We start from the raw sequence: 12,798 nt of genomic DNA, 5'->3' as shown, positions 1-12,798 counted from the left end.
TCGCACTTTTCATATAGAAGAATGTACTTATGCGACTTTTTACATAAGCCCCATTCTATAATTCAATCTTATACTATGCGAGTTTAATGAAAAGGTCAGTTTTAATATCATTGGTTCTTATTGCTTTGGGAGCTGGGATGGTGGCATATGCAAAATGTGCGGCATCCTCTTCTGATTCGGTGCCTGCTAAAGTAGAGCAGCGTTTGCGGGAGAAAGCACAGGCGGGAAAGGCTTATTGTGATAAGAACGGATATAATACGAATTATTGCTTTCTGGTAGATTTCAGTATTCATTCTGGTAAGAGGCGTTTCTTTGTATGGGACTTCAAGGGAGATTCTGTGAAATATGCTAGTCTCTGTGCTCATGGATATGGGAAAAATAGCACTGTGTCCAAGCCTGTATTCAGCAATGTGGAAGGTAGCTATTGCTCTTCGTTGGGGAAATACAAGGTGGGTATCCGGTCGTATAGCAAGTGGGGAATCAATATTCATTATAAATTACATGGATTGGAAGCGACGAATAATAATGCCTTCAAGCGGTATATCGTGTTGCATTCTTATACTCCATTGCCGGAAACAGAGGTATATCCTTTGCATCTTCCGTTAGGAATCAGTCAGGGGTGTCCTGTAATATCTGATGAAGTGATGAGGAAAGTTGACGGGTTGCTCAAAGCGGAAAAGAAACCAGTCCTGTTATGGGTCTATGACTAAGAAATGCTATTTATTTGAGATAAATAGAGGTAATCTCCTCTTTTTTGTTACCTTTGCAAGGTTAAAAATTATATGATATGAAATACGTAAAAATACTATTTGCAATTGCACTTGTGTTTACCATGTGCTCCGCTTTTTCCTTGAAAAAAGACCACTCTAAACCAGTTTATGCTTTTGGAATTTCTGCTTCATTTACGGATACAGTAGTCTATTTCACGGACATTCAGATATTAGATAGTGCGAAGGTCAGCAAGGAAGGTTTCTTGTCTCACCGTGAGTTATATAGTTATCAGTTGAAGAATTATCTGGAGGATAATCAGTTGCAGCAGAATAGTACATGTATGATTTACTTCTCGGAAAACAAGAAGAAATTAGAGAAAGAAGCAACGAAGATTCTGAATAAATACAAGAAGAATAATAGAATGACGGTGTCGCGGATTGATTCCGATAAATTCCATTTTACGAAACCGGAAGAGTAATAAGCAATAGTTGAATTGTTAATATAATAAGAGATGCAGTTTTGCATCTCTTATTTTTTTATCTTTGCCTCGTCATTAATAAAAAATATTATGAGAAAGATTAAAATATTATCCCTTTTGTTCTGTGTTGCAATGTTGGTGGCAGCTTGTCACGATGATGAAGAAGGTCCTATTACACCTCAACCACGTGAACAGGTGGGGCGTACTGTGTTGATATATATTGTAGGTGATAATGGGAACAACGAACTGTCTACTCTCTTTAAAAATAATTTTAGAGACATGAAAAAGGGGATGGAAGAGGTTGACTATTCCAAATGCAACTTAGTGGTTTATAGCGAAATGGTTGATGATGTTCCCCATCTTATTTCATTAAAAAATCAGAATGGTGAAGTAGTGGCAGATACCCTTTTTACTTATGCTGAGCAAAATCCTTTAGATAAGAATGTGATGTCTGCTGTTATTTCTCAAACAGTTAGTTACTTCCCTGCAGATAGTTATGGCTTTGTTTTTCTATCTCATAGTTCTTCATGGGTGCCGGCTACTAAAGATGCAAACTCTCGCTCAATCGGATATTATCGTCTAACCCAAATGAATATCCCGGATTTTCATGAAGTGTTATTGTCTTCTTTTCCTAAACCTCTGAAATTTATCTTATTTGATTCGTGTTCTATGCAGGCTGTTGAAGTAGCTTATGAGTTACGCGATTGTGCAGAATATTTTATTGGTTCACCTACTGAAATACCAGGGCCTGGAGCACCTTATAGTGCGGTTGTTCCGGAAATGTTTACTGAAAATAATTTACCCATTAATATCGCAAATGCTTATTTTGATTATTATGAAAGATATTATACAGGTGAAATACCATGGAGTGATGCTAACTGGACAGGTGGAGTTGCTATTTCTGTGATTAATAGTACTGCTTTAGACAATTTCGCTATGGTTACTAAAACTATTATTCCTAAGTATATCAAAGATGAAAGCGTGGTAGATCGTAATGGTATATTGCTTTATGATTTTAATAATCATGCCAATTATGATTTTGATAATTTAATTCAGACTTTGACGGGAGGAAAAGATAATACAGATTATCAGTTATGGCGTCAATCCTTCGTTGAGACTGTTATATATTCTAAGACTACCTCAAAAAATTATTCGGGAATAACCAAGAATATGTTTTCTATGGAAAAAGCAGAAGGACTTTCTACATACATTCCTAATGGAACGCATAGTTCTGCAATGAATAATTTTTATCGAACATTACAATGGTATTCCGCTGCCGGATGGAATGAAACTGGTTGGTAAATGCGAGAGGGAGTTTTCCAAATACCAACGCACGCAGGAGCCACCCTTGCAAAAATAAAGTCATGAATAGTGGAGCAGGTACAAAGGGGACAGTGGGGACACCGCATAATATTCTCACACACACACACACACACATGCGCGCGTATAATAAGGTAGAAAATAATGAAACGATGGGGGAAGAAGGGGATGGCGGTGAAGAATGAGTGTTATCGGGTAGTGAACCGCAATATCTCATTGTTTTTTTCTCCGAAGCTGACTGGCTGAACTGGTGAGCGTCTTATGAACCACGGAAGTCCTGTAAATGTCCGCAAATAGAGTGATCTTTATTTTGAGGAATAATATCCATAGGTATTCTGCAAACATTGACGTTAACGGAATAGGGCTTATCTGTAAAGCCGGAGCGGACACTTCTACTGCCCATGTCACGCATATTCTGCCGTTCCTTCTTTCTGTAGACATTAGTTATCGTATGAATGTTGATGAGAATTTCTTCTTTGACAAGTAGAGAGCAGAATTGGTCTGTACATAGGTATGGTAGCTGGTGGCTGCCATGAGGTGAAGGAAGATATGTACCCCTCCTGACTTCTGACCCAATGCGGAATGTTTATCAATGTAGCTAGTCAGGGAGCATATATATGTACGCGTGTGTGTGATGGTGCCTCGAAAAAGTGTCCCTACTGTCCCCGCTTGTTATTAACAATGCGGTGATTTGACAATGCTAAAGCGGTGCTTTACGAGTGCTAAAGCTATGCTTTAGCACTCGTAAAACCATAGCTCTTCTAAGGCTTTCCTAATGCATCTGGTATTACTCTCATTTCCTCGTCTATTTCTACGCCCTTCTAATCCTATCAAAAAAATATGTTCTACAACATCGTTCTGCTTCAGCACTTTAGCAAATGTATTCAAAAATAATTAGAAAAAATAGTTTGATATATTTGGATTGTATACCAAAAGGGGCTACTTTTGCACCCGCTTTCCAAGAGAAGAAAGCCTTGAAAAATTGACTTAGTGAAAAAGCGGAATCCCACTTAAAGAAAAGAACAAAAAACTTCCGAAAAAGTTTGGATAGTACTAAATAAAGTTCTTATCTTTGCAGTCCGATTCGCAAAGAAAACCGGCGAGTTCTTCTTTCATACATTCTTTCCCTTTCGCATAGAGAGCCAGAGAAATTGAGTAAAAAGAAAAACTGAAAAAAAACTTCCGAAAAAGTTTGGTAGTTAAAAATAAAGCCCTTACCTTTGCACCCGCTTTTAAAACGAAAGCAACAAGTTCTTTGAAATATTGATAAACAATACAAGTAGTACAAGTAAAAATAGAACCGTCAATACTTGTCTTATGAAGTAGCGATACAATTAAGACTAACAGGTATTTGAATAAGGTCAATAAAATTACGGCGTCCTGAACAGAGCAAAAAGATCATCTTAATCGATGATAAAAATACTTTTACAATGAAGAGTTTGATCCTGGCTCAGGATGAACGCTAGCTACAGGCTTAACACATGCAAGTCGAGGGGCAGCATTTCATTTTGCTTGCAAAGTGAAGATGGCGACCGGCGCACGGGTGAGTAACACGTATCCAACCTGCCGATAACTCGGGGATAGCCTTTCGAAAGAAAGATTAATATCCGATAGCATATCAATCCCGCATGAGATTGATATTAAAGAATTTCGGTTATCGATGGGGATGCGTTCCATTAGTTTGTTGGCGGGGTAACGGCCCACCAAGACTACGATGGATAGGGGTTCTGAGAGGAAGGTCCCCCACATTGGAACTGAGACACGGTCCAAACTCCTACGGGAGGCAGCAGTGAGGAATATTGGTCAATGGACGTAAGTCTGAACCAGCCAAGTAGCGTGAAGGATGACTGCCCTATGGGTTGTAAACTTCTTTTATATGGGAATAAAGTTTTCCACGTGTGGAATTTTGTATGTACCATATGAATAAGGATCGGCTAACTCCGTGCCAGCAGCCGCGGTAATACGGAGGATCCGAGCGTTATCCGGATTTATTGGGTTTAAAGGGAGCGTAGGTGGATTGTTAAGTCAGTTGTGAAAGTTTGCGGCTCAACCGTAAAATTGCAGTTGAAACTGGTAGTCTTGAGTACAGTAGAGGTGGGCGGAATTCGTGGTGTAGCGGTGAAATGCTTAGATATCACGAAGAACTCCGATTGCGAAGGCAGCTCACTAGACTGTTACTGACACTGATGCTCGAAAGTGTGGGTATCAAACAGGATTAGATACCCTGGTAGTCCACACAGTAAACGATGAATACTCGCTGTTTGCGATATACAGTAAGCGGCCAAGCGAAAGCATTAAGTATTCCACCTGGGGAGTACGCCGGCAACGGTGAAACTCAAAGGAATTGACGGGGGCCCGCACAAGCGGAGGAACATGTGGTTTAATTCGATGATACGCGAGGAACCTTACCCGGGCTTAAATTGCATTTGAATATGTAGGAAACTATATAGCCGCAAGGCAAATGTGAAGGTGCTGCATGGTTGTCGTCAGCTCGTGCCGTGAGGTGTCGGCTTAAGTGCCATAACGAGCGCAACCCTTATCTTCAGTTACTAACAGGTCATGCTGAGGACTCTGGAGAGACTGCCGTCGTAAGATGTGAGGAAGGTGGGGATGACGTCAAATCAGCACGGCCCTTACGTCCGGGGCTACACACGTGTTACAATGGGGGGTACAGAAGGCAGCTACCTGGTGACAGGATGCTAATCCCAAAAACCTCTCTCAGTTCGGATCGAAGTCTGCAACCCGACTTCGTGAAGCTGGATTCGCTAGTAATCGCGCATCAGCCATGGCGCGGTGAATACGTTCCCGGGCCTTGTACACACCGCCCGTCAAGCCATGAAAGCCGGGGGTACCTGAAGTACGTAACCGCAAGGAGCGTCCTAGGGTAAAACTGGTAATTGGGGCTAAGTCGTAACAAGGTAGCCGTACCGGAAGGTGCGGCTGGAACACCTCCTTTCTGGAGTGATGCCGTAAACGATGTAATTCTGCATGAATAATGTAAAATACAACATCGTAAAAAAAAGTGACTTTAAAGGTTCTGTTTTTTGTACTACTGGTACTTGTTTATTTATAATATATAGATCAACCATCTATAGAAGTATAGATAGAGATAAACAAGAGAAAAAAGAAGCCGAGTCTAACATACAGGTAGACAAGGTTGAACTAGTCCTATAGCTCAGTTGGTTAGAGCGCTACACTGATAATGTAGAGGTCGGCAGTTCAACTCTGCCTGGGACTACCAAGCTCAAGAACGAGGAAATGCCGCGTAAGCGGAATGCAGTAATTCTTGATAACCTCTTGGGGGATTAGCTCAGCTGGCTAGAGCATCTGCCTTGCACGCAGAGGGTCAACGGTTCGAATCCGTTATTCTCCACGATCTCTGAAAAAGAGAAACGATCTTTGACATGATGTACAAAAAGTAAAATTTTAGTAAGAGCTAAAAGTATATATCAAACCGTACGTGTTCGAGTATGCAATATTGACATCGGGAAGCAATTCCAAAGTCAATACCAATACGAGAATAAGAAGTTTGAAAGAAAGTAAGCAAGGGCGCATGGCGGATGCCTTGGCTCTCGGAGGCGATGAAGGACGTGATAAGCTGCGATAAGCTTCGGGCAGGTGCAAATAACCTTTGATCCGAAGATTTCCGAATGGGACAACCCGGCATTCTGAAGGAATGTCATCCATCCTAGATGGAAGCTAACGCAGGGAACTGAAACATCTTAGTACCTGTAGGAAAAGAAAATAATAATGATTCCCCTAGTAGTGGCGAGCGAACGGGGATTAGCCCAAACCAATGTTGTTACGGCAATATTGGGGTTGTAGGACCACGACATCGCAAGACATTTCATGAGTAGAACCCTTTGGAAAATGGGACCATAGACGGTGATAGTCCGGTATACGAAGTGAAACGAAGCGTAGTGGTATCCTGAGTAGCGCGGGACACGAGAAATCTTGCGTGAATCTGCCGGGACCATCCGGTAAGGCTAAATACTCCCGAGAGACCGATAGCGAACCAGTACTGTGAAGGAAAGGTGAAAAGCACTTCGAATAGAAGAGTGAAATAGTCCCTGAAACCGTGCGCCTACAAGCGGTCGGAGCTGCGTAAGCAGTGACGGCGTGCCTTTTGCATAATGAACCTACGAGTTACTTTTTCCGGCAAGGTTAAGTGTCTCAAGACATGAAGCCGAAGCGAAAGCGAGTCTGAACAGGGCGATTAGTCGGAAGGAGTAGACGCGAAACCAAGTGATCTACCCTTGGTCAGGTTGAAGGTTAGGTAACACTAACTGGAGGACCGAACCGATAAGCGTTGAAAAGCTTCCGGATGAACTGAGGGTGGGGGTGAAAGGCTAATCAAACTTGGAGATAGCTCGTACTCCCCGAAATGCATTTAGGTGCAGCCTTGGGAATTACTACTGTGAGGTAGAGCGACTGATAAGATGCGAGGGCTTCACCGCCTATCAAGTCTTGATAAACTCCGAATGCGCAGTAGTTCGATCCCAGGAGTGAGGGCATGGGTGCTAAGGTCCATGTCCTAAAGGAGAAGAATCCAGACCATCAGCTAAGGTCCCGAAATAATTGCTAAGTTGAACTAACGAAGTCAGATTGCTAAGACAGCTAGGATGTTGGCTTGGAAGCAGCCATTCATTTAAAGAGTGCGTAACAGCTCACTAGTCGAGGAGTTTGGCGTGGATAATAATCGGGCATCAAGCAATTTACCGAAGCTATGGGATCCGTAAGGATCGGTAGGGGAGCATTCCACTCCGCGTCGAAGGTGAAGCGTGAGCTTTGCTGGAGCGTGTGGAAAAGCAAATGTAGGTATAAGTAACGATAAAGGGGGTGAGAAACCCCCTCGCCGAAAGACTAAGGTTTCCTGATCAACGCTAATCGGATCAGGGTTAGTCGGGTCCTAAGGCTCAGCCGAACGGTGAGGCCGATGGCAGAACAGGTTAATATTCCTGTACTACCTTAAAGAGTGACGTGGAGACGGAGGAGTGACAGCGCCGCGGACTGACGGAATAGTCCGTTGAAGGGTGTAGATGTTGATTGCGGCAGGCAAATCCACCGCAAGAGTCGAACCTGATAGTATACCGAATTCTTCGGAATGAGGTAATAGTGCGTGTAAACATACTCCCAAGAAAATCCGCTAAACTTAATCTTTAAGGTACCCGTACCGCAAACGGACACACGTAGTCGGGTTGAATATACTAAGGCGCTTGAGTGATTCACGGTTAAGGAACTAGGCAAATTGACCCTGTAACTTCGGGATAAAGGGTCCCAACGAGAGTTGGGCGCAGAGAATAGGTCCAGGCAACTGTTTAACAAAAACACAGGGCTGTGCTAAATTGAAAGATAACGTATACAGCCTGACACCTGCCCGGTGCTGGAAGGTTAAGAGGAGATGTCATCGCAAGAGAAGCATTGAATTGAAGCCCCAGTAAACGGCGGCCGTAACTATAACGGTCCTAAGGTAGCGAAATTCCTTGTCGGGTAAGTTCCGACCTGCACGAATGGTGTAATGATCTGGACACTGTCTCAACCGTGAGCTCAGTGAAATTGTAGTATCGGTGAAGATGCCGATTACCCGCGATGGGACGAAAAGACCCCGTGAACCTTTACTATAGCTTAACATTGAATTTGGGTAATTGATGTGTAGGATAGGCCGGAGACTTTGAAGCAGGTACGCCAGTATTTGTGGAGTCGCTGTTGAAATACGGCCCTTTGATTATTTGAGTTCTAACTCGCTGCTGCGAGGACACTGTTTGGTGGGTAGTTTGACTGGGGTGGTCGCCTCCAAAAGTGTAACGGAGGCTTCTAAAAGGTGCCCTCAGGACGATTGGTAACCGTCCGTAGAGTGTAATGGCATAAGGGCGCTTGACTGGGAGACAGACAAGTCGATCAGGTAGGAAACTAGAGCATAGTGATCCGGTGTTTCCGTATGGAAGGGACATCGCTCAAAGGATAAAAGGTACTCCGGGGATAACAGGCTGATCCCTCCCAAGAGCTCATATCGACGGAGGGGTTTGGCACCTCGATGTCGGCTCGTCACATCCTGGGGCTGGAGAAGGTCCCAAGGGTTGGGCTGTTCGCCCATTAAAGTGGCACGCGAGCTGGGTTCAGAACGTCGTGAGACAGTTCGGTCTCTATCTATCGTGGGCGTATGAAATTTGCGTGGCTCTGACACTAGTACGAGAGGACCGTGTTGGACTGACCGCTGGTTTACCAGTTGTGCCGCCAGGTGCATTGCTGGGTATCTAAGTCGGGATTGGATAAGTGCTGAAAGCATCTAAGTACGAAGCCAGCCACAAGATTAGATTTCTTAGGGTCGTCAAAGACGATGACGTTGATAGGATGCAGGTGTAAAGGTGGTAACATCAAAGCCGAGCATTACTAATTGCCCGTTCACTTTCTTTCGAACATGTACCGGTTGGGTATATACGTTTAGCTTGCTAGACACTGAAGTTTTACTTTTCATCATGTCATAACCTTATTCAGGTGGTTATAGCACGAGGGTTCCACCTCTTCCCATTCCGAACAGAGAAGTTAAGCCTCGTCACGCCGATGGTACTGCGTAACAGTGGGAGAGTAGGTAGCCGCCGTTTTTGAAGAAGCCCCTTGATTCATTTTGAGTCAAGGGGCTTTCTGTGTTTTATCACTTCTGTTTTTATTAATATTCAACTTCCGTGAGCTTGGTTTCCTGTTTTTTAAGAATTTGGTGAAATACCGATAGCTTTTGTTATTTAATCTTGTATTAATATCCCATTTGCCGTTTTAAGTATCTACATGTTTCCAAATGTCTTTTGGATTTCTTATATTTGTTTTCCGGCTTGAAAAATCCGGTAAATGTGTCATTTAGTAATAAGAAAAGGGCTAAATCGGAACAAAATAGGTGTAGGACTGTAATTTTTTCGCAAATGGTTCTTTTTCTTTTCTTCTTTCTCTTTTTTATCAAATTGATTTTTGTAAATTTGGCGAGAATCTGATAAAGGACACACAGTTAAGTTAATATAGTAATAATACTAAATTCTCCTGTTAATATGGAAAACAAAATTCAAGAGTTGACCGATAAGATTTATCGTGAAGGCGTGGAAAAAGGAAACGAAGAAGCGCAGAGACTTATCGCGAATGCTCAGGAAGAAGCTAAGAAAATCATTGAGGATGCCCGCAAGGAGGCAGAATCAATTGTAAACTCCTCTCGTAAATCTGCTGATGAGTTGGCAGAGAATACTAAATCAGAGTTAAAACTATTTGCCGGTCAGGCTGTGAATGCACTCAAATCTGAGGTGGCTACAATGGTAACTGACAAGTTGATAACCGCTTCCGTGAAAGATTTCGCCCAGGATAAAGATTATCTGAATGCGTTTATCGTAGCATTGGCATCCAAATGGAGTGTAGACGAACCTATCGTTATCTCAACAGCCGATGCGGAATCACTGAAAAAGTATTTTGCAGCTCATGCAAAAGCCTTATTAGACAAGGGAGTGACTATCCAGCAAGTAAATGGTATCAAAACTCTGTTCACAGTTTCTCCGGCGGACGGTTCGTATAAGGTGAACTTCGGAGAAGAAGAATTCATGAATTACTTCAAAGCGTTCTTGCGTCCTCAATTAGTAGAAATGCTATTTTAAAAGAAGCGACTATGAGTAGTAAGTACTATTACTTGGTAGCAGGTTTGCCGGAACTTTCGCTGGAAGACAGCAAACTGAGCTATACAGTAGCCGATTTTAAAACTGAAATCTACAATGGATTGTCTGTTTCAGACCAGAAGTTGATTGACTTGTTTTATCTGAAGTTTGATAATGCAAATGTGCTGAAACTTCTCAAAGATAAAGAAGCGGAAATCGACAAACGGGGAAACTACTCTGCTGAAGAACTCTCTGAATATATTTCTATTCTGAGAGAAGGCGGAGAAATCAGTCCAAAAGAATTCCCAGTCTATCTATCCACTTTTATAACTGATTATTTGAATACTCCGGCTGAAAGTACGGTTTTGCACGAGGATCATCTGGCTGCTCTATATTATGAGTATGCGATGAACTGTGGGAATAAGTTTGTTGCTGCCTGGTTTGAATTCAACCTGAACATCAATAATATTCTTGTCGCATTTACTAGCCGTAAATTCAAATGGGATATTGCTTCCAACGTGGTGGGAAATACGGAAGTATGCGAAGCATTGCGTACATCGAGTGCCCGCGATTTCGGACTGTCCGGTGAAGTGGATGTGTTTGAATCGTTAGTGAAAATCAGTGAGATTACAGAATTGGTGGAGCGTGAGAAGAAGTTGGATGCCCTGCGGTGGAATTGGATGGAGGATGCTATTTTCTTCGACTATTTCACTATCGAACGTATTTTCGCTTTCCTGCTGAAGCTGGAAATGATTGAACGGTGGATTTCACTGGATAAGGAAAGAGGTAATCAGTTGTTCAGAAGCATTATCGAATCGCTGAAGAATGAAGTGCAGATTCCTGCAGAATTCAGATAATAAAATAAAAAAAATATATGGCAACAAAAGGAACTGTTAGTGGCGTTATTGCCAACATGGTGACCCTCGTCGTTGACGGACCGGTAGCTCAGAATGAGATTTGTTATATCTCGACCGGTGGCGATAAGTTGATGGCGGAGGTGATTAAGGTTGTAGGTTCACACGTATATGTCCAGGTGTTTGAAAGCACACGTGGACTGAAAGTGGGTGCTGAAGCCGAATTTACAGGACACATGCTTGAGGTGACATTAGGCCCGGGTATGTTATCGAAAAACTATGATGGTCTGCAAAATGACCTCGACAAGATGGATGGTGTCTTCCTGAAAAGAGGACAATATACATATCCGTTGGATAAAGAACGTGTATGGCACTTCATACCCTTGGCGAATGTAGGTGACAAAGTGCAGGCTTCTGCATGGTTGGGACAGGTGGATGAAAACTTCCAGCCACTTAAAATTATGGCTCCGTTCACTATGAAAGGAACGGCTACCGTAAAAACAATCATGCCGGAAGGTGATTATAAGATAGAAGATACAATTGCTATCCTGACAGACGAAGAAGGAAATGATATTCCTGTGACTATGATTCAGAGATGGCCTGTGAAACGTGCGATGACGAATTATAAGGAGAAACCGCGTCCTTTCAAATTGTTGGAAACTGGTGTACGTGTGATTGATACGCTGAATCCGATTGTGGAAGGTGGTACGGGATTTATCCCCGGTCCGTTCGGTACTGGTAAAACGGTGCTTCAGCACGCTATCTCTAAACAGGCGGAAGCGGATATCGTTATCATTGCGGCTTGTGGTGAACGTGCCAATGAGGTGGTGGAAATTTTTACCGAGTTCCCCGAACTGGTAGACCCGCATACGGGACGTAAGTTGATGGAACGTACTATCATCATTGCGAATACTTCCAACATGCCGGTAGCTGCCCGTGAAGCATCTGTATATACAGCAATGACACTGGCGGAATATTACCGTTCCATGGGATTGAAAGTCTTGTTGATGGCGGATTCTACTTCCCGTTGGGCACAGGCTTTGCGTGAGATGTCCAACCGTATGGAAGAATTGCCTGGGCCGGATGCTTTCCCGATGGATATTTCGGCTATTATCTCCAACTTTTACGGTCGTGCGGGATATGTAAAACTTAGTAATGACGAAACGGGGTCTATTACGTTTATCGGTACGGTATCCCCTGCGGGTGGTAACTTGAAGGAGCCGGTGACTGAAAATACGAAGAAAGTAGCCCGTTGTTTCTATGCTTTGGAGCAGGATCGTGCCGATAAGAAACGTTATCCGGCAGTGAATCCGATTGATTCTTATTCAAAATATATCGAATACCCGGAATTTGAGGAATATATCAAAAATCATATCAACAGTGAGTGGATTGGAAAGGTAAATGAACTGAAAACCCGTTTGCAGCGCGGTAAGGAAATTGCCGAACAGATCAATATCCTCGGTGATGATGGTGTACCGGTAGAATATCATGTGATCTTCTGGAAATCAGAATTAATTGACTTTGTTATTCTGCAACAGGATGCTTTTGATGAAATTGATGCGGTAACTCCGATGGAACGTCAGGAAGACATTCTGAATATGGTAATCGACATCTGTCATACGGAATTTGATTTTGATAATTTCAACGAAGTAATGGATTACTTCAAGAAGATGATTAATATCTGTAAGCAGATGAACTACTCGAAGTTCAAATCGGAACAGTATGAAGGATTCCAGCAGCAACTGAAGGAATTGATTGAAGAGAGGAAACTTCAATCGTAATATAGTAAATTGTTAAATCGTAAATAAGT

7 protein-coding genes, 2 tRNA genes and 3 rRNA genes are annotated in these 12,798 nt (G+C 42.7%); all 12 read left to right on the top strand.

The features are described from left to right. The first annotated feature begins 86 nt into the window (after positions 1–86). Complete coding sequence (locus NXV01_RS20560) at positions 87–710, top strand: murein L,D-transpeptidase catalytic domain-containing protein (protein WP_148367909.1); 624 nt, start codon at positions 87–89, stop codon at positions 708–710. A 77-nt stretch (positions 711–787) separates the two neighbouring features. Beyond that, positions 788–1,189, top strand: a complete 402-nt coding sequence (locus tag NXV01_RS20555) for a hypothetical protein (RefSeq protein ID WP_004296669.1) — start codon at positions 788–790, stop codon at positions 1,187–1,189. Positions 1,190–1,279: 90 nt separating this feature from the next. Then, a complete protein-coding gene (locus NXV01_RS20550) occupies positions 1,280–2,491 on the top strand; it encodes a clostripain-related cysteine peptidase (RefSeq protein ID WP_148367910.1) in 1,212 nt (403 codons plus the stop codon). A 62-nt stretch (positions 2,492–2,553) separates the two neighbouring features. Beyond that, the gene (locus tag NXV01_RS20545) at positions 2,554–2,694 is read left to right on the top strand and encodes a hypothetical protein (RefSeq protein ID WP_259023147.1); all 141 of its coding nucleotides are present in this window, start codon (positions 2,554–2,556) and stop codon (positions 2,692–2,694) included. A gap of 1,242 nt (positions 2,695–3,936) precedes the next feature. After that, positions 3,937–5,465 (top strand): 16S ribosomal RNA (locus tag NXV01_RS20540). Between the two features lie 208 nt (positions 5,466–5,673). Then, positions 5,674–5,750 (top strand) — tRNA-Ile (locus tag NXV01_RS20535). A 58-nt stretch (positions 5,751–5,808) separates the two neighbouring features. Then, positions 5,809–5,882 (top strand) — tRNA-Ala (locus NXV01_RS20530). Positions 5,883–6,042: 160 nt separating this feature from the next. Beyond that, positions 6,043–8,923: ribosomal RNA gene (locus NXV01_RS20525) — 23S ribosomal RNA — on the top strand. Positions 8,924–9,000: 77 nt separating this feature from the next. Beyond that, a 5S ribosomal RNA gene (rrf, locus tag NXV01_RS20520) occupies positions 9,001–9,111 on the top strand. The 16S, 23S and 5S rRNA genes sit together here with 2 tRNA genes alongside, the layout of an rRNA operon. A gap of 435 nt (positions 9,112–9,546) precedes the next feature. Beyond that, positions 9,547–10,137: a V-type ATP synthase subunit E family protein gene (locus tag NXV01_RS20515; protein WP_008999644.1), complete on the top strand. Its 591-nt coding sequence runs from the start codon at positions 9,547–9,549 to the stop codon at positions 10,135–10,137. A gap of 11 nt (positions 10,138–10,148) precedes the next feature. Continuing rightward, positions 10,149–10,991, top strand: coding sequence for a DUF2764 domain-containing protein (locus NXV01_RS20510; protein ID WP_148367583.1), 843 nt, complete (start codon positions 10,149–10,151; stop codon positions 10,989–10,991). 17 nt (positions 10,992–11,008) lie between these two features. Then, positions 11,009–12,769, top strand: a complete 1,761-nt coding sequence (locus NXV01_RS20505; protein WP_074559273.1) for a V-type ATP synthase subunit A — start codon at positions 11,009–11,011, stop codon at positions 12,767–12,769. Positions 12,770–12,798 lie beyond the last annotated feature (29 nt).

It is taken from the genome of Bacteroides sp. BFG-606, assembly GCF_024788145.1.
Taxonomy (GTDB): domain Bacteria; phylum Bacteroidota; class Bacteroidia; order Bacteroidales; family Bacteroidaceae; genus Bacteroides; species Bacteroides vicugnae.
The sequence above is the reverse complement of the archived record's forward strand: the minus strand, read 5'-3'. Positions and strand labels throughout refer to the sequence as shown.